Genomic DNA, 24815 nt, shown 5'->3' on the forward strand with positions numbered 1-24815 from the left:
CGCAGGACGGATGGTTGATGCATCCCTATCACCTATTGCTTGAGTCTGCAGCTGATCTTGAACGACTAATCACCCCTGGCTCGTCCGAATACCAGTTGATGAAGGCATCAGCCATCCTGCGGCAACTCTTCCTTGATAGCCATCCGCTCGTCCATCTCGTGAATCGTGATCTTCGGCAGCCTCTCGTTTTCGAACTGTCGCACCTAAAGCCAAACGATCATCTGCCACCGTTGGAAGCTGGCCAGCCGGAGGTTACATACAGCGCTGTAGAATCACTGGGGAAAGCGCAAACAGGCGTAACGCTTCGGGAATTCCTGAACCACCCGACGATCACGGTGAGGGGTCATTCCTACACGGTCAAGAACATCATCAAGTGTGCAGCGCACGTCGGCGGCGGAGTGCACGCCGCACCACCAGATGACGACGATGAAGCGAACCTCTATAAGTTCAGTCGGGAACTGGAGATCTTGGACCGCAACATGCTGATGCACTCGCTCGCGGACATTGGCCGGGTATCTCTGAGAGGTTTACAACCTATTCTGTCTGCCGCAAGAGCGGCCCCATGATGATGCACATCCCTGAGTTCACGAAACCTGGTCAGTGGCCAGTTCTCGAAGATTCCGAAAACGTGATGGAAGTTGAGGCCCTAACCGATCTGCTCGTCCGGTGTGTGGAAGAAGCATCGTTGGCCCTCTACCTCTTCAACGAAACCGGAGAGGCACTGCGTGGCAGGGCAGACGACCAGAATCAGTGGAGCCAGGAGCTAAGAGCAGAGTGGAAACTCCGACAAAGCTATATGCCCAAGATTCCCCCCGACGCGTCGGATGAAGAATACGAGCGTGCAGACGCGGAGGCTACCCGTCGCGCCCGAGTTGATCTACGGCAGCAACAATTGGCGAATGGGGTGATGCCTTCGCAGTACGTGCGCATGCTTCGCTTCATGCACGCCCGGTCATTCCTCTACGCTTTCGACACCGTGGACAAGACGTTGGCTCTGTTGGCAGCCGGGCCCGGAGCCTCGGAGGTTATAGCTGAAGCGAAAGCTCGGTTCAAGGCCGCGTTTCCCGATCTGACCGACGTTCGGGATTCAGCGCACCATTTAGGGGACCGGGTTCAGGGCAAACGGCGAAACAGAAAGATTGACCTCCAGCCCATTTCGTCGCGAGGGGTCGATACGACAGGCGGTGTCTTAGTCATAGACCACCTGAATAATGACAAGTATGGATCGGTTCTTGGGGACGGACGGTTCGGAGAAATTGAAGTGACTGTTGAGTCCGTCAAGTTGGCGCAGGACGTTGTACAAACCGTTCTTGACTCGATCACGTGGCGAGGATCCCCGGACTACTCGCCCTAACGTCTGGACACAGAAAAGACCCCCACCCTCGTGAGAGAGTGGGGGATGTCCGTGATGGGACCTTCCTGCGGGCGCACGCGAACACACGGAGGGGGCTTGCCGCACCATGCACAGTCCAGGCCTCGGCGTTTGAGTGCTGCCTCCGTCGGTATGCGCGGTGTCCGCGTCCGTCACGTACTGAGCCCATGATCCCCGAGGACGCCCGTTTCTAGCTTCGCTTCTCGGACAGTGACGTTGGACTGCTCCCACACGTCCACGCGCATGTCAGGCCTCCAATAGGATTCAGGGGTGGAAAAAGTGAATAAGTGGCTTACTGGACGACCGCTGGGGGCGTATTGCGCCGCTATCGGCTTGGCTGGGGCGGCCGTGCTGGTGGTGGCTTTCGTGACTGTATGGGGCACAGGATGGGGCAAGGATCTGTTTGCTCCTGGCGCAGTGTTGCTCACAGTGGCTCTCACGGCTTACATAGCCTCTCGGGGAGTCGTGAGCTGGCAGGAGCAGAAGAAACGTGACCGTGAGTCTCGCGAGTTTGAGCGACGAGAGAAGGTCTATTCCGACATCGCGACATTTATGCTTCAGCGTTTCCTTGCCACTGGTCGGACTCCCGATGAGGTTAAAGAAGACCGCAAGAGAGATTCAGAGCTACGTACTCACGCTGCCCTTTGGGCTAGTTCACATACGGTCCACATGCTCGCTTACTGGCAATCCCTGCTGTCGGCGGTTGATGGGAACAATCTGACCCCCACGCAATCCGAATTGCTGAAGCAATCATTTGGCCGGACCCTAGTGGCCATGCGCGAGGACCTGGCCCCCAATCCAGATGATCGCGACCTTCCCCGCAGCGTCATCCTGAAGTCAATATTCAACGATTGACGTAGTTGTGTGCCCGCCACTTCATCGCTGGCGTGGGCATGCCTGGTTTGTGTCCGGCTTACGCTGCTTTGCCCGCCCTTGCGACGAGTGGTGCGGGCGTTGGGCGGCACTGGCTGGCCGGGACGGACAACCGTTGCTTGGCTTGGGCCAGTGGCAACGCGAGGACTTGAACCTGGGAACTTCCGCTTATGAGGCGGATGCTCTACCTGCTGAGCTGCATAGCCGCGTGCCGGCGTCGACACGACGAGCGGCGATGTCCGTGACACTGTCCAAGACCGTCAGAATGCCACTGCAGTTAGCCCGAGCCCTGTGGTCTTGTGAATGCTGAATAACCCGGCACCTGAGGATCCGCGGGGAGCATGGCCTCATGCCAAATCCCATGGAGGAGTGATTCAAGGCGCGCCGCATACTCCTGAAGATTCTCAGCAATCGCCTCTATCTGTTCCATCCTGTACAGGATCTGGGTTCCGTCCTGTTTCCTGTGGAATCGGGACAGAATGATGGCGGGCATCGCGAAGTCACAGATGGAACCGTGAACAAAGTCGTCTCGATGCGCTTTCAATCCTCGCCGCTCGGCCCACTGGATGTGTTTCGACAGTTCTTCCCGGACTTTGCCGAGCTGTGGCCCACCATCTTCCCTAGTCAGTTCTTTGACCAGGATCTTATGGAGGTCGGTCCAGGTTTTATCGACCAAGCTGAATTGACGTGTCCGGTTCTCCTGCAGAGTGAGGATTACTCGCTTCATTGCAGCCTCGATGTGGCCGCTCGAAACAGTAATTGCTCCGACGAGGTAGTACAGCTTCTTGCGGAGTTCAATGTCAGCGGGTGCTGGGCCGCCGATTCGGCCGTAGATGGCGTTACTCACGTCCATCTGGTCAACATCGGACACTGTCAGTTCGAATTGGAATGGTTCGAACCCATCCAGATTCATCTCGGTTGTCCAGGTGAAGTTGTGACCCGGAGGGGGCCATTCCCGCGCTGCGGTGTGATCGAATTTGTCGTCCATATTGGACATTCTGTCCCATGCACTGGAGGGCGATCACAAAGCAGAAGCCCCGGAGCAGTTGGCGTCCGGGGCTTCTAAAGGTTTTGGTTACAGCTGTGGGCTGCGGCACCAGTGTATTAAATAGACGCCTGACTTACAAGCTCGTCATTTCCCTTGTAGTTTCCGGCTCAGACGGCGCCATCGCCCCGGGCTCCAGCGGTCGGTGAACGCGGTAGCGATCCCGCCCTTGGGGTGCAGGAACTTGCTTGCTACCGGCTTGCCGGCCTCCTCAACACAATCCTTGCAGGCTCCCGTTTCGGCGGGTTTGAAGGAGTTTGGCATTACGACCTTAACTTTGGCTCCGCAGAGCGCTGCCCGGTAGTTGTAGGTGTCTTCCAGGAAGGAAGGGCCAAGCATTGTCAGTTCCCTGGTCGTGGGACGAACTGCGTGGATTGGCCCGGGGTCGTCAGGTACTTGGGGTGCTCTGGCTCCGGCCTGTAGGTCTCGAGGCGTCTCCCATCGAGTTAGCCCCGCTTTGTAGATTGGTTCCGGAAGATTCGGGGTCATGCTGCGTCCTTCCTGAGTTGGAATGCGAGTTCGTGAAGTTCGGCGCCCACCCATGTCGCTCCACATGCGCCGCATTGGGCTTCTGTTCCGGTTGCGGTGATGGCGGTGTTACGGACATATTCGTCTTCGTCCCAGGTCCAGGCATGTGCGGCTCCACAGTCAACCTGCGGGCAGGCTCCGACAATCTCTGTGCGTCGGACGGGGTTGAGCATCTGCTGGATGGAGTGCATCCATTTGGTGGTGTTTTCAAGGCACTTCCTGGCGGCTTGTCCGCTGTTGTCACTTTGGGTCCAGACAGCCCATTTTTGAAGCTTGCTTTCGGCGCTGAGATGAGGTTCGTCTTTCCCTGTTGTGGCGATGTGCATGGTCGCGAGGGTTTCGCGGATCTCGGACCATAGGCTGAATGCCGGGAGGGCAATGGGAGAACGAGAACCTGATCCGCCGCTTCCTGAGTTGGGGCGGCGGCCGGACTCGATTTCCTGCCGGAGTTGATCGAAGAGGCTCAGCTCGGTCGGGAACGACTTCGCACCGGTCTCCCTATCGATGTGGATGGCACGGTGTTCGCGGGTCAGCCGGTGAACGTTGTCGTTGAGGGTATCGATGTTCAAGATGCTTCCATTCCGTAGCGGTAGTCGTTGGGGCCGATGGACATGCTGTTGACTGAGGCGAAGTGCGGGCGCCAGGCGAGTCGGATCTTGCCTGTTTGGCCGTGGCGGTTCTTTTCGATGATGAGTTCTAGTTCGCCTTCCATTTCTTGGTCGTCCCGGTGGAGAAGGATGATGTTGTCGGCGTGCGCTTCGATGCCTCCGGACTCTCGGAGGTCCGCCATGGTTGGGCGCGTGTCCGCTCGCTGAGTGGATCCTCGGTTGACCTGGGCGAGGGCCAAGACGTGGGTGTCGAATTCCTTTGCGAGGTGCTTGCAATCCTCAGCGATTCGGGACACTTGGCGTTCGCGCATGTCCCTCGGGTCGGCTGGGGCGCAAAGCTGCAGATAGCCGATGATGATCAGCGGGACCGGTTTCCGACGAACCCATGTGCGGACCGTGGCCCGGATCTGGGCCATGGTGATGCGGGAAGCCTCTTCGATGTAGACCGGCCAGTCCGCAGCTTTCGTCGTTAGGCGGGCTACCTTTGCCCACTCATCGTCCCCGAGGCTGTGGGAGTTGATCTTATGGAGGTCAATCCCTTCGGAGGCAGCGGCCACACGGCCCACGACTTCGTGCTCTTTCATCTCGAGTGAAAAGAACCCGGCGCCGTACTTCGATGCCGCCACGGCCGCGCAGCCTGCGACCAGGGACTTACCCACGGCCGGCCTCGCACCCATGACGGTTAGCTGGCCTGGATGCCATCCGCCATTGAACTTATGATCGAGCTCAGACCAGCCCGTGGGGTAGCTCCTGCCCTTGGGCGCCGACCAAAGGTTCACGGCATCCTCCAGCGCCGCCGAGAACGTCCGTACCCGAATACCTGTTGTTTCGTTGGCTGCGGCGTCCAATGCCACTCGGGCCTGGTCCAGCGTCCCCTCCGCCTCGTCCCATCCTGCGGTGTCGGACATCTGTTGCAGCTTGCGGCCAACCTCCGCCAGCCTTCGGAGCCTGGCTGTCCCGGTGATGATGCTCGCGTAGTGCGCCGCTGCCGAGCGAACGGGTGCCACCTCCAAACACTGATGCAGGTACGTCGGCTCCATTCCAACGATTGGGTTGGACACGAGCTTTTGCGACATAGCCAGCGCGGAGGCAGGCCGCCCGGCCCTCGATTCCGTCAGGATCATGTGCCACAGCTGCTCGTGCTGTGGAAGGTAGAAGTCCTCCGCCTTCAGCTCCACTTCGTCCAGGGTTCGCTGATCCAGAAGCACGGCGCCGATGACTGCCCGTTCGGCGTCGATGTCCTGCCGCGGCTTCGCATCGTTCGTCATGAAATCCCCAGTTTCTGCTTGGCCTCGGCCAGCCGTTTGGCGTTGTGGATGTTCCGCTGCTCTTTCTTCCATGCGATCTCGCCGTTGAAGCCTGCCGCGGTCGCTTTGGTCCCAACACCTGCCTTTGCCTTGAGCTGATCGAACTTCTCACGGAGCTTGGACATGGACAGGATGTTGGCCCTCCAGAATTCGTCAGCCGTTGCCCAGCGGATCATCCATGCCACCTGCTCGATCTTGTAGCCGTCTCGGTCGAGCAGCAGCCGGGCTGCATCTCTGTTCTTCTTGTTCCTCGAAGGCTTCTTGGATCCGTTCGCGGCCAAGCAGGAATCGAGAAGATTATGAAGTTCATCAACTTCCGGTCGCGGGATTTCGTCAGAAATCTCCGACGAAGGAATATCTTCTTTAGAAGATGTAGCAGTAGCAGTAGCTGTTCGCATAGGAACGCTATTCGAATCCTTTACCAAGGGTTTAGCCATGGCGCTTCCAAAGCTCTTGGCATCCTCTTGGCTTACCCCTTTCATATCCCTTGCCTTGGCCTTAAGGATGGTCTGGACTTTCGGGTGGTTCCAGAGAGCCAGTTCAGGCTGTTCCCGGTGAAGCTCCTGAATCTCAAAGGCGAAGAACTCCTTGATGTCAGTTGAGGCGATCCCCGCGAATGCGTTGGCCATAGTGACGTGGAGGCGGGGGTGCTTGATTACTCCGTCGTGGCGGGCGAAGGAGCGCACAAGCACCTCCTCTGTCGCGTCGTCAGCGTGGATGAAGTGAGCCTCGGCGAGCTCGCAAGCGTCGCGCTGCACATCGGCAGATGTCCGATCCTTGGTGAGCGCCGCGAGCCGCCCTGGCCGCCAGTCAGCGACGCCAGCATAGTTCAAGGTCGGGTGTGTCAGGATCTGCTGGTACAGGTGCTGGGCACCCATTGAGAGGCCGCGCCAGTCAACGTCCGCCCAAAGGTCCACACGAATGTTTGCCCGGTCCCTAGCCAACTGGCAGCGCTCCTTTCGCTGACGTGAACCCGTTGATGGAGAGCTTGGAGCGCCTGTACTCCCTGTAATCCTGGGCCGACCACTGGGCCGTAGCGATCAGGGTGCGAAGACGAGCATTAGCTGTCCGCCGATCTGCCTCTACGAAGTCCGCCTCATTCGCCTCCACGGTGCCACACCGACGAAGACGCACATCCTCCACATCAACGATTAGGGCCTTGATGTCCCCTGGGTATGCGGGTCGTTTGAAGGGCTTTGAGTGGAACCTCTGCACAGCGTCAACTGCATCCTGCAGCGAGTGCTGTCCAAGGATTTCAAACCAGGCGTCAGATTGAGCACTCGAGAAATTCCGATCCTCGAGCAGCTCAAGCTTCCCCAATACGGCGCCAATTTCCGATCGAAGCATCAGTTAGCCCCTTTCGGTAAAGCTACATTGCGAGCGCAGTTGGAAAGCGTTTCAGCAAGCTCGAGGGCGTCTTCTGGCGACAGGTCCGCGTACGTGGGTGGTTGGTGTTCTGTGAGCCAGACATCGAAGGAGTGGGCATCCGTTGTGGAGTTCCAAACGGGCGTGATGATCCACTTCTGGTGATAGGACTCTGGGCCGAGCCATCGAACGTCGGAGTGAGGGTCAGGAGTGTAATCTGCCGGCGGTTCCGGCCAAGGGCCAAGGAACTCGAGCAACTGGGACGCTGTCATGTTCATTTCTTCGGCCATGTTGCCGAGCTCTCGCACAGTGGCCGGGCGCTTGATAGTGTTGTTCACAGGATCTCCTCGTTGATTTGGGTAGGTTCTTCGGCCGTGGCGGACTTTGGCGAGAGCGTCACGGTCGTTTGTTTTAAGTGGCACCTTCTCGAACTTGGCTGGTGTTCGGCTCCCGCAGGTCGCTTACCAGACGGGACCTCAGCCGCGGAGAAAGTGCTCATGGTTGCGATTCCCCAAGGTAAGTAAGCAGGTCTGCGCGACTGACCCGGAACTTTCGCCCCAATCGGAGAACCCGGATTGGAAACTCTCCGCGCTTGATCAGGTCATATGCTGTAGCGCGGCCGATTCCGAGAGCTCTGGCGGCGTCCGGCCAGACCGAGAGCGTCGGGGGCATATCCCTCGGTTCGATGGATGCAGTACTTACCCTATGTGTCATATCAGAACAAAACTCCTCATGTCTTTGCGTTTCGCTCCAAATCGGAACGGTGGAAACAGCGTAGCACCTACAAGATTCAAAACGACACACACTGAAACGCGTGAGTCTGATATTGTTCCGATATGACACAAAGTGAGTGGCCTGCAGACATCCATCGCTCGGTTGGCAAACAGCTCCAGTTCATGCGAAAGCGCGCAGGTTTATCCGCAGAGGAGCTGGCGTCGCTTTGCAACGCCGCCGGTTCGGGGGTCAACATAACCCGCAACATCATCACCGGCATCGAGAATGGCAAGCGCAGCACCGTCACGCTTGCTGAGCTGCTGATCTTTGCTCATGCCTTGAAAATCCCGCCCGTCTACCTAGTCTTCCCGGCTCAAAAGCCCGCAGCGGACATCGAAGGCCTCCCAGGTCAGACCGGAAAGGTCTACGAGTTCGTCAACTGGTTCAACGGCGATCCTTGGGCGAGCACCTTCCAGCTTGATGATGGCCAGCTCATGGACTCCTCAAAGCACGCGTGGATTTCGTTGCATGAAAGGCGCGAAGCTGAACGCTCATTCAACATCTTGGACGACCTCATTTCATTACTGGACGAAGTTGACGAATCTAAGCCACCCACCGCTAGGCAGAAGAGCTCCCTTATCCAGATAGATTCCAAGCTCGCAGACCTGCACAGGCGCTACAGCATGCTTCGCGAACTCCGCGTAGACATGTATCCCCTCCGCGAGGACTTTGAAGTTGAGGCTTATTCGCGTCGCCTGAATGCCCAGGCTTTTGCTTCCTGGGACGATGATGCCCGCTCATCGATGGAAAGCATCAAGTCCACCCTTCGGGCTATTATCGAGGACCAGCTGTGAAGGGGTCAGTCTTTAAGTGCTGCCCATGTCCACCGTCCGACCTAAAGCGGAACGCTGTGGGGCAGGTTCTAGCCTGCAAGAAAAAGCATGGCACCTGGTCTTACCGTCTAGATGCTGGACTGGATCCGCTAACTCAGAGGCGCCGGCGATCGTCGGCTGGAGGTTTCGCAACTAAAGAAGATGCTGAGGAGGCTCTCAGCCGCAAGATCACTGAGGTAAATGCCGGAACTTGGACTGATGATGGTAGGCAAACCGTGTCCGAGTATCTTGACCGTTGGCTGGCGCGTAAATCGCTGGCACTGAAGGCCACGACTGCCGATACATACCGGACTCACATAGAGAAGTATCTGAAGCCGGAACTTGGCCAGTACAAACTGCGCGAGCTACGCCCGGAGCACGTCTACGCGATGCTGGACGTCGTGGCAGTGGGCCGAAGCGCCGCCATGGTCCACAGAGTGCGCTCTACCCTGCGCACTGCCCTTGCGTCCGCCGTAAAGGAGCGCTTGCTGACTTGGAACCCTGCCCGTGAGCTGCAGATGCCAAAGGAGATCCGAAAGAAGGTTCATCCCTGGGAGCCCACAGAGATAGGCGCGTTTCTGGATGGCAACCAAGAGGATCGACTAATAGGCCTGTTCCACGTCATCGCCTACTGTGGGCTCCGGCGCGGTGAGGGCATCGGCCTCCGCTGGGATGACGTGGATCTAGTGAAGCGCACGCTGACCATCCGGCAGCAGATCGTCCAGGTAAACCGGAGCGCTTCCGAGGTCCCCTGCCCTTATTGCCGTACCGTCCATGGCGGCTTGAAGTTCGACAGCCCAAAAACGGAAGACAGCTCCGCGGTTGTTCATCTGGACGCCACCACAGTTGCCGTTCTACTTGGGCAGCAACTGCGCCAAGGTGACGAGCGTGCTCAGTGGGGCACCGCCTATGTCGACCACGGACTGGTGTTCGCGAAGGAGGACGGAAACCCGCTAGTGCCCAACGGGGTCTCCCGTCACTTCGAAGACCTTCAGTTAGGCATCACCGTCCCGGCCGATCCAGCAAAGCCAGACGGCGCACGGCGGCCGGTAAGGAAGGTGCGCCTGCATGATCTGCGACACGGCACGGCTTCCTTGATGATCGCGGCCGGTGTCGATATTGCCATTGTGTCCAAGGTGCTCCGCCACTCAACTATCAAACTGACGGTGGACTCCTATGGCCACTTACTCCCTGGCGTGGGCGAAGACGCGGCTGACAAGCGCGCGGCACTCATCCCGCGGAACGCTGCAAGTAAAACCAGCGGCCACGGATTGGCCACAAATCAGGCCTGAGGGTGTGCGAAAGGCCGGCTGAATCAAACCTCTCGGATCGACTCAACCGGCCTCTGACCTGCATAAATGCAGGGCCTGCGCGGAAGGTAAGGGATTTGAACCCTTGGTACGGGGTTACCGCACACTGGTTTTCAAGACCAGCTCCTTAGGCCGCTCGGACAACCTTCCTCGCCTAGTAGTGTTTCATAGGGAGTTGGCTGTTCCAAAACATCACGTCTGTCCGGTCCCCGCCCCGGGGCCGGCGGACAAGCAAGAAACCGGGAGTTCGTCATGAAAGCCGTCTACATCTCAGAGCCAGGCGGGCCCGAAGTCCTCGAGGTCCGGGAGGTCCCTGCTCCGGTGCCGGGCGAGGGCGAAGTCCTGATCGACGTCGTGGCCGCAGGCCTGAACAGGGCAGATGTCCAGCAGCGACGCGGTTTCTACCCGCCACCCCCCGGGGCTTCAGAGATTCCCGGGCTTGAAGTGTCCGGCCGCATCGCCGCCTTCGGTCCGGGCGTCACCAAGGCATTCTCCGTGGGAGACAAAGTTGTGGCCCTCCTTTCCGGTGGCGGCTACGCCCAGCAGGTCGCGGTGTCAGCCGAGCAAGTGCTCCGGGTTCCCGACGGCGTGGACCTCATCACCGCAGCCGCCTTGCCCGAGGTTGCTGCCACCGTGTACTCCAACCTGATCATGACCGCCCAACTGCAACCCGGTGAGACGGTCCTCATCCACGGGGCAACGGGCGGCATCGGCACCATGGCCATCCAGTTGGCCAAGGCCTACGGCGCAAAAGTTGCGGCCACAGCCGGCACGGACGAGAAGGTTGGCACCGCCAAGGCCTTCCTGGGCGCCGACATCGCCATCAACTACACCGAAGAGGACTTCGCTGAAAGCCTTCGGGCACAAAACGGTGGCAAAGGCGCTGACGTGATCCTCGACGTCGTCGGCGCCAAATACCTGCAGCAAAACATTGACGCCCTTGCCGACTACGGCAGGCTCATCGTCATCGGGCTGCAGGGCGGGACCACGGCGGACATCAACCTTGGCCAGCTGCTCAGCAAACGGGCGGCCGTCATCGGAACAGCCCTCCGGCCCCGGTCCGTGGCCGAAAAAGGCATCATCATGTCTGCCGTGCGCGAGTCCGTATGGCCCATGATCACCGACGGCAGAATCCGGCCCCTGGTGGCCAAGTCCTTCCCGCTGCACCAGGTGCAGGAGGCGCACCGGTACTTTGACTCCGGCGACCACGTGGGCAAGGTCCTGCTTCTGCTCTGACCAGTCAATCCACCGCAGCGAGGAGTCCAATGTCCATCCGGCACAGTCTGCTGGCCCTGCTCCAGGACCGGCCGCGGTACGGCTATGAGCTGCGGGTCGAATTCGAGGACCGGACCGGTGCCGCCTGGCCCCTTAATATCGGGCAGGTCTACACCACCCTGGACCGGCTGGAACGTGACGGCCTGGTCAGCAAAGACGGCGACGACGGCGGTGGCCACGTCGTCTACAGCATCACTGCCGCCGGGGCCGAGGAAGTCGCGGCCTGGTTCGCGGGGGCAGTCGACCGGGGCAGTCCGCCGCGGAACGAGATCGCCATCAAACTCGCGCTCGCCGTAACCCTGCCTGGCGTTGACGCTTCTGAAGTGATCCAGTCACAGCGCGAAGTCTCACTCCGTGCCCTGCAGGAACACACGCAGGCCCGCAAGGCAGTCTCCGCCAACCAGCGACTGTCCGACACAGCCTGGCTTTTGGTCCTGGACTCCTTGATTTTCCAGGCCGAAGCGGAGGTGCGCTGGCTGGACCTTTGTGAAGCGCGGATGGTCCAGGCGCAGGGCAACGGGGGAGCGGTCTAGGTCCTCCGGTTCCAGGGGCGCGTCTGCGGGGCGTTTAGGAATGGTCGCCCGTCGCATGGCTGTGACCGCTCACCGCGGGCCAGGGTCACGCACGCGTGTACGGCCTTTACTTGTCGGTAGCAGTTGTTACTGTGCTGGAAGGCACGTGGCGAAGCGGTCCCCACCGCGGTTTTCGCCACAACAGCATTTCCCATCACCGCAGCAGTTCTCAAGGAGGAGATATGGGCAAGGTTCCTGACCAAACCGGACTCGCGGAAGGACTGGATCCCACACTGCCATCGCCGGCCGTGGATGATTCCGTTAGTGAGGCTGAAGAGCGTAACTGGACGCCGGCCAAGATTGGGCTCTGGGTGGCGATTTCGCTCCTTGGGGCGGTGGCATGGTTCATGGTCGCGTTGGTCCGTGGCGAAACAGTGAATGCCATCTGGTTCGTTTTCGCCGCGGTGTGCACGTACTTGATCGGCTACCGGTTCTACTCGAAGGTCATTGAGCGGTACCTGCTCAAACCGGATGACCGCCGGGCCACTCCTGCTGAATACAAGGCGGACGGCAAGGACTATGTCCGAACAGACCGCAACGTGCTCTTCGGCCACCACTTCGCTGCCATTGCAGGCGCTGGCCCGCTGGTAGGACCTGTCATCGCGGCCCAAATGGGTTATCTGCCGGGCACTATCTGGATCATCGTCGGCGTCGTCCTTGCCGGTGCTGTGCAGGACTACCTGGTGATGTTCTTCTCGATGCGCCGCGGTGGCCGTTCGCTGGGCCAGATGGCCCGCGAAGAACTTGGCCTCATTGGCGGGACCGCTGCGCTGATCGCCACGCTCCTGATCATGATCATCATTGTGGCCATCCTCGCGCTCGTGGTGGTCAATGCCCTTGGTGAGAGCCCGTGGGGTGTGTTCTCCGTAGGCATGACGATCCCCATCGCGTTGTTCATGGGCGTTTACCTGCGCTTTATCAGGCCCGGCAAGGTCATGGAAGTGTCCATCATCGGCTTCGTGCTCCTCATGGCCGCCATCATTGGCGGCGGTGCGGTGGCCGGCACCGAGTGGGGTGCGGCCTTCTTCCACCTGGACAAGGTAACCATTGCCTGGGGCCTCATCATCTATGGCTTCATCGCCGCGATCCTGCCCGTCTGGCTGCTCCTTGCGCCGCGGGACTACCTGTCGACGTTCATGAAGATCGGCGTGATCGTGATGCTCGCGCTTGCCATCATCGTGGTCCGTCCGGAAATCACGGTGCCGGCGTTCAGCGAGTTCGCCAGCCGCGAGAACGGGCCGGTCTTCTCCGGTGCACTGTTCCCGTTCCTGTTCGTGACCATCGCCTGTGGCGCGCTGTCAGGGTTCCACGCGCTCATTTCCTCGGGCACCACCCCCAAACTGATCGAGAAGGAGCGGCAGACGCGCTTCATCGGTTACGGCGGCATGCTGATGGAGTCCTTCGTGGCCATCATGGCGCTCGTAGCAGCGATCTCGATCGATCGCGGCATCTACTTCGCCATGAATGCTCCGTTGGCCCTGACCGGCGGCACCGTGGAGACCGCGGCGACCTGGGTGAACAGCCTGGGTCTGGCCAACGTGAACATCACGCCGGACGTCCTTGCCCAGACAGCGAAGGACGTGGGCGAGGAAAGCATCATCTCCCGCTCCGGTGGTGCCCCGACGCTTGCTGTTGGCTTGGCGCACATCATGCAGCAGTTCATCGGCGGACCCGGCCTGATGGCCTTCTGGTACCACTTCGCCATCATGTTCGAGGCCCTCTTCATCCTGACCGCAGTGGACGCGGGTACTCGTGTTGCGCGGTTCATGCTGCAGGACTCCATTGGAAACTTTGTTCCCAAGTTCAAGGAAGCCTCGTGGCGGCCCGGTGCTTGGCTGTGCACGGCCATCATGGTGGCAGCCTGGGGAGCGGTGCTGATCATGGGTGTCACAGATCCCTTGGGTGGCATCAACACCCTCTTCCCGCTGTTCGGTATCGCCAACCAGCTCCTCGCCGCGATCGCTTTGGCGGTATGCATGGCCATCGTGGCCAAGCGGGGCACCTTCAAGTGGCTGTGGATCGTCGCCGTCCCGTTGGCGTTTGCCGCCGTCGTCACCATCACGGCGAGCTTCCACAAGATCTTCTCGCCCGTCCCGGCCGTTGGATACTTCGCCAACAACCAGGCCTTCTCCAAGGCCCTGGCTGATGGCAAGACAGAATTCGGTACAGCCAAGACTGTCGCAGCCATGGAAGCAGTGATCCGGAATACCGCTATCCAAGGGTGGCTGTCCGTGATCTTTGTGGTGCTGAGCATCATCGTGATCCTCACCGCCCTCCTGGCCTCCTTCAAGGCTATCCGCGCAGGTGGGGGACAAGGGCACGAGGATCCAGCGGTGCCTTCCAGGGTCTTCGCCCCTGCAGGGCTGATCCCCACTGCGGCGGAGAAGGCTTTGCTCGCTGAATGGAACGCGCTACCCGTGGAGAAACGCACTGAGAAGGCCGGACACCACTGATGAACGCCATCGCCAAGGGCTTCCGGGGCTTCGCCGCCTACATGGGTTCGCTCATGGGTGCTGATGCCTACGCGAAGTACCTTGAGCATTTCGCCGCTACCGGTCATGCCGGTCCCGCCATGACCGAACGCGAGTTCTGGCGGGACCGGATGGACCGGCAGGACAGCAACCCGCAGGGAAGGTGCTGCTGACACCTGCGCCGGTGGTTGCCTGTTTCGCTACGAACGAAGTCCAAAAATGATGACTCGGACCTGGGTTCGCCCGAACCACATGAGAGTATGAACCAATGAGCGATCTGAACGACATTCAGCCCAAGGATGAGGCTTCGGACGACACCCCCGTGGAGGGCACCATGCTGGACGAGGGTGAGGCACAGGCCCCTGGCCAGCCGCAGACTCACGGGCAACCTGCGGACGATGCCAAGCCCAGGAGCGGTGGCCTCCACGAACTGGTGGATGAGCCTGCCAAGGTGATGCGGATCGGCACCATGGTCCGGCAGCTCCTGGAAGAAGTTAAGGCAGCACCGTTGGACGATGCTGCCCGCGGACGCCTGGCAGAAATCCACGAACGCTCCATCAAGGAACTCGAAGATGGGCTTGCGCCGGAACTCATCGAGGAACTGGAGCGCATCAGCCTTCCGTTCCCGGAGGAAAAGGCGCCTTCCGACGCCGAACTCCGCATCGCCCAAGCCCAGCTGGTGGGCTGGCTTGAGGGTCTTTTCCATGGGATCCAGGCCGCCATTGCGGCCCAACAAGCCGCCAAAGAACACGCAGCCGCCCAGATGCACCTGCGGCAGCTCCCACCTGGAACCGTCATCGCTCCCGGAATCGTTATCGGGGAAAATGGGCAACCGCAGCGGGCCGCCGCGCCCGGCGTTCCGCAGGGACGTCCCGAAGATCCCGACCACGGCCCGGGCCAGTACCTCTGAGCCTGGGGGTGGGTTTCTTTGGGGCCGTCCGGCAAGGGCGGAAAGACGATGTGGAGCTCGGCAAGGGCCTGTGGCGCCGCGCCCATGACCGCTTCCATCGGGGATTGGACCGGTACCACCAGGTACTGGAGGGCGTGGATGACGAGCAGTTGTACAACGAACTGGTGGTGATCGCCAATGAACTGGCCGGTTTGTCGCCGCGTGTCAGGGCTATTTGCGTTGAGGCGCAACGACGTTCGCCCAGTGACGGACTGGATGTTCCCGGCGCGCTGGCGGGCGTGCACCGTGCGCTGTCCAAGGCTGGGAACTCCCTTGCGACGACAGCGGAAGCTGCGGCAATGTTGAGGCTGGCGGTCGGCCCGGTGCCGGTGGGCGCGCTTTCGGTCCGTCGTCGCGCGGAAGCCGTCTTCGAGCAGGTCGCCGACGCTGAGCGGGAACTCTCCCAAGACGCATAGTGTGCAGCGTGCGCAACTACAGGCGTGCGCCTTTATTCCTCGGACGCAATAAGTTAAGCGCATAGCTGATCTGCGTAATAATTGGCGCTTTTCGATACGCCGTGCTGGCAGTATGGCAAACATGACTTCGTCACCAACACTTACTTTCAACGACGGCAACACCATCCCCCAGCTCGGCTACGGGGTGTGGCAAGTTGAAGACGATGTAGCCGAAAAGGTGGTGCGCCAGGCTTTCGAGGCCGGGTTCCGCCACATCGATACCGCCAAGATCTACGGCAACGAGGCTGGCGTCGGCCGTGCCATTGCCTCCTCCGGCCTTTCCGCCGAAGAAATCTTCATCACCACCAAGCTGTGGAATGCCGACCAGGGCTACGAGTCCACGCTGCAGGCTTTCGAGGAATCCATGGATCGCCTCGGCCTGGAGACCCTGGACCTCTACCTCATCCACTGGCAGCAGCCCAAGCAGGAAAAGTACGTTGACACCTGGAAGGCCCTTATCGAGCTCCAGAAGCGCGGCCGGGTCAAGTCCATCGGTGTTTCCAACTTCACCAAGGAAGGCCTGCAGCACATCATTGATGAGACCGGCGTAGTGCCGGCCATCAACCAAGTGGAGCTGCACCCGTTCTTCAACCAGTCCGAGCTGCGCGAGTTCAACGCGTCCAAGGGCATCCTGACCCAGGCGTGGTCCCCGCTGGGCCAGGGAGGCGAGCTGTTGGAGAGCGCCACCATTGCTGAGATCGCTACCAAGCACGACGCCACGCCGGCACAGGTGGTCATCGCCTGGCACCTGGCCATCGGCAACGTTGTCATCCCCAAGTCGGTCACCGAGTCACGTATCCGGGAGAACTTCGCCGCCCTGAACGTCACGCTGGACGCTACCGACGTCGAGGCCATCAACGGCCTGGACCGCGGCGCTGAGGGCCGCATCGGTCCGGACCCGGCAGTCTCCGACTTCGCCTGACATCCGCCCTTTCCCGGGTAAGCCAAAGGCAGGACGCTCTGTGAGCGTCCTGCCTTTGTCCTTAGCGCATGAAGTCCCTGCGCCCGTCCGTCGGGTTTCCTGTTGCGATGGAGTGCAGGGCCTTCCCGCGCTTGCCGGATATTGCTCCGGCAGGCCTACATGATGCCGGTGGGTACCAGCAGGGCCCAAGCCAGTGCCGGGGCAACCAGGACGACTCCACCGGCGTACATCATCAGCTGCTTGTATACGCGCTGGCGGTCGTGCTCCCGTGCGTTGGCCACCACCAGTGCGCCGTCAGTGGAGAACGGCGAAACGTCTACCACCGTGGCTGCAATCGCCAGGGCCGCGACCGTTCCGGAAGCGCTGAGTGAGCTGGTGGCCAGCAGGGGCCCCGCCAGCGGGATGAAGGCGGTCAGCAGGGCGGTGGACGAGGCGAAGGCCGATCCGACGCCAATGACGTAGCAGAGGACCAACGCGATCAGAAGGGGTGCGCCCAGGGCGAGTGCCTGCTCGGCGAGGGTGTCGATGACGCCGACGTGCTGGAGCAGGGAGACGTAGGTGATCATGCCGGCCACCAGCAGGACGGTGGACCAGGAAATGCCACCGATGAACGTCTGGTGCTCCTTGATGTTTACCAGTGCCAGGAGAAGTCCGGCGGACAGGGCAACGAAGCCGATGGGCATGTGGAAGCCCAAAGTGCACACGAGGATTGCCAGGATCAGGGCCAGGGTCAGGAACTGCTGTCCATTGGGGCGTCCGATCCGCGGGGTGTCCAGCGCGGAGTACTCGTTGGCGTGCTTGTCCCGGAGTTTGCCCAGCAGCCCAAACAGTACGATCGTCAGCGCCGAAAGAATGAAGTTCAGGGCGAAGCTTGCCAGGAACAGTGACCCCTGGTCGATCGGGAAGCCGTTCTTCATGGCGATGTCGTGAACCAATACGCCAGCCACGGACAGGGGCGAGAAACCGCCGGCATGTGCGCCATTGATGACGAAGGCCCCCATGAGGACGGGATGGATGCGCGACTCATAGGCCAGCCCCAGCGCCGCCGGAGCCAGAAGTGCCACAGCTGCGGGGGAGAACGTGCCCAATGAAGTCAGGGCTGCGGTCATGAGGAAGAAAACCCAAGGCAGCAGCATGGTCTTGCCGCGGACCAGGCGGACGCATGTCTGCACAATGATGTCGATGGAGCCATTCCGCTGCGCCATGCTGAAGAAGTACGTGACGCCGATGATCGTCAGCACGATGCTGGCCGGGAACTCTTCCAGGATTTCCTTGTCGGACATGCCAAGGACGAAATAGCCGACGCCGAAGGAAGCAACCAGCCCCATCACACCGATGTTGAGCGGCCACTTGGTTGCCACCACGAACATCACCACCAGGATGATGAGCGGGATGATCTGCGTTGCGGTCAAGGTCGGCTCCGATCCCGAGGCCGCCGCAGGGCTGCCAAGGACACCTCCGAACAGGAGGGCGGCAAGACCCAAGACGGTGATGGCGACAGCCGTCACCAGCAGGATACGACGGCGGCGATTGGGCCGCGCTTCAACTGTGGGGCTTGGTGCAGTCTTTTCTGCGGTGTTAGTCATGGTGCTCTCTCTTCATCGAGTAGCGCTGGCTGTTCAGCGGGTAGCGCCGGCAAGTGAGGCGTCGACGGTGTTGTCGAGCGTCTCGGGGAGGTGGATGGTGGTGGTTGCGATGGTGCGGGCTGTCCGATCCACGCCAATGATCAGGGAACCGTCCTTTTCCTCGCTCCATGTCTCGATCACGCCGGCCGGCGTCCGCAGCTTCAGGGTTGGCCGAAGGCCGTGCTCGGTGATGTCGTACAAAACGGTGCCTGGTGTGCGGGCTGCGAGCGTCAGTGCGATGCTTCCCGTGATGGCGAGGGCGGGGTGCGGCTTGCCCATGGAGAGCATCATGACGCTGACGTCGCTGCCGGCGTCGGACTGGGCCGGCGGGGCGACGATGGCGACTTTCGGGATGGCCCGTGCCGCTTCGCTGGTGGACGCGGCGAGCCCCATGCGGACTGCTGCTTGGCGTCGAATCGTCTCGAGCGTCTCCAATTGCAGTTGGACGCCGGCCAACCAGTTGTCGTAGCGCTCAGGGTCCAGGCCGAGCTCTTCGGCCCGGACGATTACTACCGGCGCTCCGGCGTCGACAAGCGAAGCAGTCCAGCGTGTCCCGCCTGCAGTGATCGTCTCCGTCGGGGAGCCGGTGGGAAGAAGCTGGCCCGTGGTTTTACCGGCAGGGTCCTGGAAACCAAGGCCCACCCGATATCCGGGGAACGGAACGCCGGGCATCTCTGCCTGCGGGACGATCGGGAGGGCCCCGGCCGGGGTGGATACCCGCTGGATGATGATCTGGCCTGTGTTGGTATTCCGCGTGACGATCCGGGTGATGTCCCCGGCGGGTGTGACCCAGCCCTTCTCGATGGCATACAAGCCCACCACGGCCGAGCAGTTGCCGCAGTTGCTGCCCCAGTCCACGGTGGCTTCTTCAATTCCCACCTGGGCGAAGGTGAACTCGACATCCACGTCGTCGTCCGCTGGGCGGCGAACGATCATCGCTTTGCTGGTTGTCGACGTCGCGCCGCCCACACCGTCGATTTGCCGGTGGTCGGGGCTGCCAAACAGCCGCGGGAGCAGCGCATCCGGACTGGTTTCAGTCTCACCGAATTGCCCGCTTTCGAAGACCCAGCATTTGCTGGTGCCTCCGCGCATCCATTCCGCTTCGATGTTCATGGTCAGTTCCTTGCTTCTCTGTCGCCCAGGCTCGTTCAAGGGCATACTTCGAGATTGAGGCACATCACATTTGAAGACAATGTTGGATATCTTGGGTGGGATGAAGCAATGCTTCATTCACCAGCGGATCAGTCCTGAATGGGCGGTGGAGGAGGCGTTTACACCCGCTGGAAACCCGTTTATCCTGTGGTATCGACGGCAGCCTGTATAGAATGAACGAATTCCTAGGAAGGGTGAACTGTTGCTTAACGATGAGGGCCAGGATCTTTTTGATATTCGACGGCTCGCGCTGCTGGTCGAGGTTGTTGAGCAAGGTTCCATCACCGCGGCCGCGGATCTCATGCTTTACTCTCCCTCGGCGGTTTCCCAGCAGCTGAGGAAACTGGAACAGGAAGTGGGGCAACCGCTCCTCAACCGCCGCTCACGTGGGGTGGTGCCTACAGAAGCGGGCCAAGTGCTGGCTGGCCACGCCCGCAAGATCGTTGGCCAGATGCGTGCGGCCCAATCGGACCTGGACCAAATCGCTGGACTCAAGCGCGGGTCGCTGACAGTTGGAACCTTCCCTACCCTTGCCGGATCCTTCCTCCCGGTAGTCATCAGGGCGTTCAAAAAGCGCTACCCGGCAATTGGCCTGTCCGTGCGCAGTGCGCGTTTCGATGACCTGGTATCGGACCTGCAGTCCGGCGTCACTGGCCTGTGCCTCCTCTGGGACTACCCGTGGAACAGATTCCAGGACGACTCGATTCGGGTCACTGAAGTCTTCCAGGAGAGCACGGTGATCCTGGTGTCCCGGGGACACCCCTTGGCGGGGCGCGAAGAGATCCGGATGGAGGAGCTACGCAAGGAATCCTGGATCGTTCGGGCGGAGGCCCACCCCGTGGTGGAAGTGCTGCAACGTTCAGCCCACGAAGCCGGGTTCGAACCAACCATCGGCTTCCTGGCCAACGACTACCAGGAAGCCCAGGCCATGGTGAGCGTGGGGATGGGCGTGGCGATGGTGCCCAAAACCGCCGTCGCACTCCAACACCCTGACGTAAGGGTTATCAGCTTGGGTTCCGCCGCACCTTTGCGTCGGGTACTGCTGGCCCAACGCCAGGACAAGGTTTACGCACCGGCGGAAGTGGCCTTCCACTCCACCCTGCTGGAGATAGCGCGTGAGCGCGCGGGGGATTACCTGTAGCCGAGGGGCTTGCTGCGTCGGCCTACCGCCGGGACATGTTAAGGATGACCCGATAGCCGTCCGCGGGCCATTCTTCTTCCACTATGCATACTTCGTCCGTGCCGCCTCCGTCGGGGTCGTTTTCTTTGATGCAGCCGTCCTCTGACAGCTTCGATTTGCTGACGTCCATCCCTATGCGGGTGGCAACGTCGTTGAGGCTGACGGGATGATCAACCCTCCACTCGGCCCGGAGTTTAATGCAGGCGGTGTCGATGGAGAGACAGCCGGCCTCTACCTTCGGATCGCTCCGGTGCGTGAGAACCCAGTCGCCCTCCGGTGCATTGTCGGCCGCGGCCATGACAGCTTTGGCCTTCTCGGCGTGGCTCCCACCGCCGTTGATGGAGTTGACCAGGGCGGAGCACCCCGCGAACAGGAGGATCAGCACGAAAATGCCGATGCCACCGAGAATCCACCCGAGTTTGCTCTTCTTTTTGGGCTGTAGCGGGCCGTACTGCTGTGGTGGGCCGTCCTGCTGTGGCGGGTCGTACTGCGGGCGCTGCTGGTGATGCTGGCCGGGAAACGGTTGAGGTGGCGGATGTCCGTACGGTTCCATGCAGTGAATGTCTCCTGGGTCGTCGTCAAGGACAGTAGTTGTCGAGGCTGATGACAATGGCGCCTTGCCCGTCCTCCAAGACAGCGTAAGGGTTCATGCGCGCTGTCATGCCTCCCGCCGTCGGCCTCGAAGTGTTTCTGCCCGCAGTTGTCCCTAAACTGTGGCAGGAACCCCTCTCGGCAGTTGCCCGGAGGAGCCCCCGGGCGCATACGCCCAGTTCACCAGCACAGACCGGACGGAGCCTGCATGGCGGTGTTTGACGCATTGGAGCGGCAGATCGTGGCTGCCCTGCAACTGGATCCCAGATGTCCCTGGCGCAAGATGGCCGCCGTGCTGGGGGAGGCCGAGCGGACCGTCGCCCGACGCGGATCGCAGTTGCTGGAGTCCGGTGCCGTAGCGGTAGTGGGGATCAGGCCGAGGCCCGCGGTGGTGTTGGTGGAGATGCGGTGCCTGCCCGGGACAGTGCGCGCAGCCGCGAATGCACTTTCCCAGCGCGGTGACACCACGTTCGTCTACACCACAACGGGCACGGGCGACTGCGTGGCCGAAGTCCTCACCGAAACGGGCCGGATGGGGGACGTCCTGTCAGATGAACTCCCATCCACCATTGGGCTCAGGGATTCGACCAGCTATCCGGTGCTCCGATACTTCCGCACGATTCGCGGCTGGCGGCCGGAAGTCCTTCCGGCAGATAAGGCCGAGGCGTTGCGTTCGAACCTCGCGCAGGACTCCGGCATCCTGGTCAGGCAGCAGCACATGAGCCGCCAGGATAACGAACTCATCGACGCACTGTGCGCTGATGGCAGGATGAGCTTCGAAGCGCTGGGGCGTCGGGTAGGGGTGTCGGAGGCCACCGCGCGGCGGCGAAGCGAATGGCTGCTGACCAACAACCAGGTCCATGTGCGGGCGATTGTTGAGCCTGCGTCCTTTGGCCTGTCTGTTGAGGCGCTGCTCTGGATCAGGGCTTCGCCGCAGCACGTTGAGCGTGTAGGAAAGAGCCTCGCTGAACTTCCCACGGTCCGGTATGCAGCCGCGATCGCCGGCAATTACCAGATCATGGCCGACGTCACTGTGGAGGACATGTCCTCCCTTTACCGTTTCATCACGGACTCAGAGTGGGCCCAGGAGGCCACCGGCGTGGACGTGTCGATCCTGCTGGACGCGCGAAAGCGCGGGGGACGGGTCATGCGCTCGCCGTGGTAACAGGCTCGGCTTTCACAACAGGCGCGACGGCGGCGTACCGGGTCCGCTGCTCGAAGGCGTGGCCGTAGCGGAGCAGCTGCATATCCGTGTAGTGGTTGCTGGCCAACTGGAGGCCGATGGGCAGCCCGGAGGAACTGAATCCCGCCGGCACACTGAGCACAGGAAGGCCGGTGGCCGAGAGGAGGCAGGCCGATCGCATCCAATCCAGATAGGTCTCGGAGGGTACGCCGGCAACGTCCAAGGGATATCGGAGGGCGGCGTCGAAGGGGAGCACCTGGGCGCACGGGCTGGCGAACAGATCGTATCGGCCAAAGAAGTCCTGGATGCCACGTTCCAACCGGGTCCGGGCTGCCGCCGTTTCAATGAGGTCCCGGGCCGTCAACGCGAACCCCTTTTCCACATTCCAGTGCACTTCAGGCTTGATCACGTCCCCCGCGCGGGCCAGGAGGGGCCCCAGGCCAGCAGCGAAGTCCATGGCGCGCGTGTTGCCAAACACCAGGTCCGCTTCGCTGAAATCGGGAGTCGCTTCTTCCACGATCGCCCCGAGCTCCTCGAAAACGGAAAGCTGCCGTTCCAGATGTTCCACGATTTCGGGCTCCACAGGCACGCCGATGCCAAAGTCGCGGGACCAGCCGATCCGCACGCCGCGCATGTCCGTCTCCATGCTGGAGCGGAAAACCTCAGGATCCAGGCCCTCAGGGTGCGGAACCCGCGGATCCTTGCCTGCCGTGACGGACATGAACAACGCAATGTCCTCCACGCTCCGGGCCATCGGTCCGGTCCTTCCCAGCCACGCGAAGGCGTTGACATCGGACGGCATGGGGATGACCGCCGTCGACGGCCTGAAACCCACCACGTTGCAGAAGGAAGCCGGGATGCGCAGCGAACCGCCCATGTCGCTGCCGTCGCCGATGCTTTGGACGCGGGAGGCTACGACGGCGGCCACCCCGCCGCTGCTGCCTCCGGCACTCAGGGTTGGTGCGTAGGGATTGGTAGTGGTGCCGAAGAGGTCGTTGAACGTGTGCGAGCCCGCGCCGAACTCGGGAACATTCGACTTCCCTGTGCTGACCACGCCGGCTGCCTTGAGCCGCGCGATGATGAGGTCGTCGGCGTCGGGTACGAAGTCGCGCAAGGCGAGGGAGCCCTGGGTGGTGCGCATCCCGGCGGTGTTGTTCGTGTCCTTGTGCGTCATGGGCAGGCCGTGGAGGGGCGGCAGGTCAGCCCCCGAAGCCGTCAGCTGGTCGGCGCGATGGGCCAACTCCTGGGCGCCGTCGGCGTCCAGGGTCACCACGGCGTTGATCACGGGGTTCACTTCGGCAATGCGGTCCAGGTGATCGGCCAACGCTTCCCGCGCCGAGATTTTCTTCCCCCGGATTGCTGCGGAAAGTTCGACGGCGGACAGCTCGCCAATGGTGTCGGACATGGTGCTCCTTTGCTGGATGTCTACTGCCTGAAAGTGTGCAGGGTCACACCGAGGTAGGGAAGCCTCGATCGAGTGATGGCAAGCTTTGACCGATTCGGCCATTCATGTGGCTGATTCCGTCAGCTCTTGTGTGTGATCCGGCTCATAGCAGAAGGTGTTGGTAACCCGCTGGCCGATCTGGTCGGAGGGTAAGGATTAGCCCTACGGCGCCGCATACCGCACAGCGTGGTTCGGTCACGGAGTTGCCGCGGGGCCAACACCCGGAGGTTCCTTTGTTCCAACCCCTGGCACTTCAACCCCTCGCCCCCACTGACTCCACCGACATCATGGCCATCGCCAACAATCCCGTGCTGTGGATCTGCGTGGCCGGCGTCTTCGGCGTCATCATCATCCAATCCGTGATCTTCATGAAAGCGGCGCGACGCGCAGCCCCCTCCGTGGACATGAGTACGCAGGACATCAAAACCTCATTCCGTTCGGGCGCCGTATCGGCCATTGGCCCTTCCCTGGCTGTCTCCCTTGTAGCCATTGCCCTCCTGGGCCTTTTCGGAGCCCCGGCGGTCCTGTCCCGTATCGGCCTGATCGGCTCCGCGGCCTACGACGTTTCGGCCGCCGGCATCGCAGCAGGGTCCATGGGCGCCAAGCTTGGGGACGCCACTTATACGCAAAGTGTCTTCGCCGTCGCGTTCTTCGCCATGAGCATCGGCGGAGCCATGTGGATGCTCGCCACCCTCATTCTGACGCCGCTGCTGCGCAAAGGCGACGCCAAGATCCGCTCCATCAACCCCGCGGCCATGGCCATCGTCCCGGCGGCGGCACTGATCGGAGCTTTCTCCTGCCTGGGGCTCACCGAGTTGCCCAAGTCCGGCATCCATGTGCTGTCCTTCATCGGCTCCGCGGCCGTTATGGGGACCTGCCTCCTGCTGGCCAAGAAGTTGGGCAAGAGCTGGCTGCGGGAGTGGGGTCTCGGGATTTCCATCGTCATCGGCCTGGCCGCCGCTTATCTGGCCGCCGGCGCCTGAGCCGGCCCGCCGCCGTCGT

The 24815-nt window shown here is 61.3% G+C and carries 27 protein-coding genes, 2 tRNA genes and 1 pseudogene; 16 read left to right on the forward strand and 14 right to left on the reverse strand.

Features of this window, described 5'->3' with window-relative positions:
- Positions 1-14: 14 nt before the first annotated feature.
- From QRM57_RS02540 to QRM57_RS02550, 3 genes are all read left to right on the forward strand, one after another.
- Positions 15-566 (forward strand): hypothetical protein, encoded by a 552-nt coding sequence (locus tag QRM57_RS02540; protein WP_284985472.1) that lies wholly within the window; start codon positions 15-17, stop codon positions 564-566.
- Complete coding sequence (locus QRM57_RS02545) at positions 563-1354, forward strand: hypothetical protein (RefSeq protein WP_284985473.1); 792 nt, start codon at positions 563-565, stop codon at positions 1352-1354. The genes QRM57_RS02540 and QRM57_RS02545 overlap by 4 nt, the downstream gene beginning before the upstream one ends.
- Positions 1355-1642: 288 nt before the next feature.
- Positions 1643-2227: a hypothetical protein gene (locus QRM57_RS02550; RefSeq protein ID WP_284985474.1), complete on the forward strand. Its 585-nt coding sequence runs from the start codon at positions 1643-1645 to the stop codon at positions 2225-2227.
- 151 nt (positions 2228-2378) lie between these two features.
- Here QRM57_RS02550 and QRM57_RS02555 read toward each other — a convergent pair.
- The 9 genes from QRM57_RS02555 to QRM57_RS02595 all read right to left on the reverse strand — a co-directional run bounded on the left by QRM57_RS02555 (position 2379) and on the right by QRM57_RS02595 (position 7812).
- Positions 2379-2451: transfer RNA gene (locus QRM57_RS02555), tRNA-Met, on the reverse strand.
- A gap of 71 nt (positions 2452-2522) precedes the next feature.
- Positions 2523-3233 carry a hypothetical protein gene (locus tag QRM57_RS02560; RefSeq protein WP_284985475.1) on the reverse strand — a complete coding sequence of 237 codons (711 nt, stop codon included), beginning with the start codon at positions 3231-3233 and terminating at the stop codon, positions 2523-2525.
- Between the two features lie 144 nt (positions 3234-3377).
- Complete coding sequence (locus tag QRM57_RS02565; RefSeq protein WP_284985476.1) at positions 3378-3629, reverse strand: hypothetical protein; 252 nt, start codon at positions 3627-3629, stop codon at positions 3378-3380.
- 146 nt (positions 3630-3775) lie between these two features.
- Positions 3776-4387, reverse strand: a complete 612-nt coding sequence (locus tag QRM57_RS02570) for a DUF7341 domain-containing protein (RefSeq protein WP_284985477.1) — start codon at positions 4385-4387, stop codon at positions 3776-3778.
- Positions 4384-5694, reverse strand: coding sequence for a replicative DNA helicase (locus QRM57_RS02575; RefSeq protein WP_284985478.1), 1311 nt, complete (start codon positions 5692-5694; stop codon positions 4384-4386). The genes QRM57_RS02570 and QRM57_RS02575 overlap by 4 nt, the downstream gene beginning before the upstream one ends.
- On the reverse strand, positions 5691-6491 hold the full coding sequence (locus QRM57_RS02580; protein WP_284985479.1) for a phage replication protein O: 801 nt from the start codon (positions 6489-6491) through the stop codon (positions 5691-5693). Before QRM57_RS02580 ends, QRM57_RS02575 begins: the two co-directional genes overlap by 4 nt.
- 178 nt (positions 6492-6669) lie before the next feature.
- Entirely contained in the window at positions 6670-7080 is a 411-nt protein-coding gene (locus QRM57_RS02585; RefSeq protein ID WP_284985480.1) for a hypothetical protein, read from the reverse strand.
- On the reverse strand, positions 7080-7436 hold the full coding sequence (locus tag QRM57_RS02590; protein WP_284985481.1) for a hypothetical protein: 357 nt from the start codon (positions 7434-7436) through the stop codon (positions 7080-7082). Before QRM57_RS02590 ends, QRM57_RS02585 begins: the two co-directional genes overlap by 1 nt.
- A gap of 157 nt (positions 7437-7593) precedes the next feature.
- Positions 7594-7812, reverse strand: a complete 219-nt coding sequence (locus QRM57_RS02595; RefSeq protein ID WP_350309817.1) for a helix-turn-helix domain-containing protein — start codon at positions 7810-7812, stop codon at positions 7594-7596.
- A gap of 122 nt (positions 7813-7934) precedes the next feature.
- Here QRM57_RS02595 and QRM57_RS02600 point away from each other — a divergent pair, with 122 nt between their 5' ends.
- From QRM57_RS02600 to QRM57_RS02605, 3 genes and pseudogenes are all read left to right on the forward strand, one after another.
- Complete coding sequence (locus tag QRM57_RS02600) at positions 7935-8666, forward strand: helix-turn-helix domain-containing protein (protein WP_284985482.1); 732 nt, start codon at positions 7935-7937, stop codon at positions 8664-8666.
- Between the two features lie 56 nt (positions 8667-8722).
- Positions 8723-8869 (forward strand): annotated as a pseudogene (locus QRM57_RS20940) (Arm DNA-binding domain-containing protein); the annotation flags it as partial.
- A gap of 51 nt (positions 8870-8920) precedes the next feature.
- Positions 8921-9976, forward strand: a complete 1056-nt coding sequence (locus QRM57_RS02605; RefSeq protein ID WP_284985483.1) for a tyrosine-type recombinase/integrase — start codon at positions 8921-8923, stop codon at positions 9974-9976.
- 80 nt (positions 9977-10056) lie between these two features.
- Here QRM57_RS02605 and QRM57_RS02610 read toward each other — a convergent pair.
- Positions 10057-10144, reverse strand: a tRNA-Ser gene (locus QRM57_RS02610).
- 102 nt (positions 10145-10246) lie between these two features.
- Between QRM57_RS02610 and QRM57_RS02615 the strand changes: the two genes are divergently transcribed.
- The 7 genes from QRM57_RS02615 to QRM57_RS02645 all read left to right on the forward strand — a co-directional run bounded on the left by QRM57_RS02615 (position 10247) and on the right by QRM57_RS02645 (position 16638).
- Positions 10247-11230 carry an NAD(P)H-quinone oxidoreductase gene (locus QRM57_RS02615; protein WP_284985484.1) on the forward strand — a complete coding sequence of 328 codons (984 nt, stop codon included), beginning with the start codon at positions 10247-10249 and terminating at the stop codon, positions 11228-11230.
- A 29-nt stretch (positions 11231-11259) separates the two neighbouring features.
- Positions 11260-11802: a PadR family transcriptional regulator gene (locus QRM57_RS02620; protein ID WP_284985485.1), complete on the forward strand. Its 543-nt coding sequence runs from the start codon at positions 11260-11262 to the stop codon at positions 11800-11802.
- A 221-nt stretch (positions 11803-12023) separates the two neighbouring features.
- A complete protein-coding gene (locus QRM57_RS02625) occupies positions 12024-14294 on the forward strand; it encodes a carbon starvation CstA family protein (RefSeq protein ID WP_284985486.1) in 2271 nt (756 codons plus the stop codon).
- Positions 14294-14485 (forward strand): YbdD/YjiX family protein, encoded by a 192-nt coding sequence (locus QRM57_RS02630; RefSeq protein ID WP_284985487.1) that lies wholly within the window; start codon positions 14294-14296, stop codon positions 14483-14485. Before QRM57_RS02625 ends, QRM57_RS02630 begins: the two co-directional genes overlap by 1 nt.
- A gap of 95 nt (positions 14486-14580) precedes the next feature.
- Positions 14581-15222, forward strand: a complete 642-nt coding sequence (locus tag QRM57_RS02635) for a bacterial proteasome activator family protein (protein WP_284985488.1) — start codon at positions 14581-14583, stop codon at positions 15220-15222.
- An 8-nt stretch (positions 15223-15230) separates the two neighbouring features.
- The gene (locus QRM57_RS02640) at positions 15231-15677 is read left to right on the forward strand and encodes a hypothetical protein (protein ID WP_235520068.1); all 447 of its coding nucleotides are present in this window, start codon (positions 15231-15233) and stop codon (positions 15675-15677) included.
- A gap of 121 nt (positions 15678-15798) precedes the next feature.
- Positions 15799-16638, forward strand: a complete 840-nt coding sequence (locus QRM57_RS02645; RefSeq protein WP_284985489.1) for an aldo/keto reductase — start codon at positions 15799-15801, stop codon at positions 16636-16638.
- Positions 16639-16793: 155 nt separating this feature from the next.
- Here the strand turns inward: QRM57_RS02645 and QRM57_RS02650 are convergent, their stop codons facing one another.
- The gene (locus QRM57_RS02650) at positions 16794-18224 is read right to left on the reverse strand and encodes an SLC13 family permease (protein WP_350309818.1); all 1431 of its coding nucleotides are present in this window, start codon (positions 18222-18224) and stop codon (positions 16794-16796) included.
- Between the two features lie 33 nt (positions 18225-18257).
- The gene (locus tag QRM57_RS02655; protein WP_284985490.1) at positions 18258-19376 is read right to left on the reverse strand and encodes a PrpF domain-containing protein; all 1119 of its coding nucleotides are present in this window, start codon (positions 19374-19376) and stop codon (positions 18258-18260) included.
- Between the two features lie 241 nt (positions 19377-19617).
- Between QRM57_RS02655 and QRM57_RS02660 the strand changes: the two genes are divergently transcribed.
- Entirely contained in the window at positions 19618-20556 is a 939-nt protein-coding gene (locus tag QRM57_RS02660; protein ID WP_235520076.1) for a LysR family transcriptional regulator, read from the forward strand.
- A gap of 22 nt (positions 20557-20578) precedes the next feature.
- Here the strand turns inward: QRM57_RS02660 and QRM57_RS02665 are convergent, their stop codons facing one another.
- Positions 20579-21148, reverse strand: a complete 570-nt coding sequence (locus tag QRM57_RS02665; RefSeq protein WP_284985491.1) for a hypothetical protein — start codon at positions 21146-21148, stop codon at positions 20579-20581.
- A 246-nt stretch (positions 21149-21394) separates the two neighbouring features.
- On the opposite strand from QRM57_RS02665, the gene QRM57_RS02670 reads away from it, so the two are divergent.
- Complete coding sequence (locus QRM57_RS02670) at positions 21395-22351, forward strand: Lrp/AsnC family transcriptional regulator (RefSeq protein ID WP_257370364.1); 957 nt, start codon at positions 21395-21397, stop codon at positions 22349-22351.
- Here the strand turns inward: QRM57_RS02670 and QRM57_RS02675 are convergent.
- Entirely contained in the window at positions 22332-23774 is a 1443-nt protein-coding gene (locus tag QRM57_RS02675; protein ID WP_284985492.1) for an amidase family protein, read from the reverse strand. The genes QRM57_RS02670 and QRM57_RS02675 overlap by 20 nt on opposite strands.
- Before the next feature lie 272 nt (positions 23775-24046).
- Here QRM57_RS02675 and QRM57_RS02680 point away from each other — a divergent pair, with 272 nt between their 5' ends.
- A complete protein-coding gene (locus QRM57_RS02680) occupies positions 24047-24796 on the forward strand; it encodes a DUF5058 family protein (RefSeq protein ID WP_284985493.1) in 750 nt (249 codons plus the stop codon).
- Positions 24797-24815 lie beyond the last annotated feature (19 nt).

The sequence above is a fragment of the Arthrobacter sp. fls2-241-R2A-172 genome, from assembly GCF_030208885.1.
GTDB lineage: Bacteria > Actinomycetota > Actinomycetes > Actinomycetales > Micrococcaceae > Arthrobacter.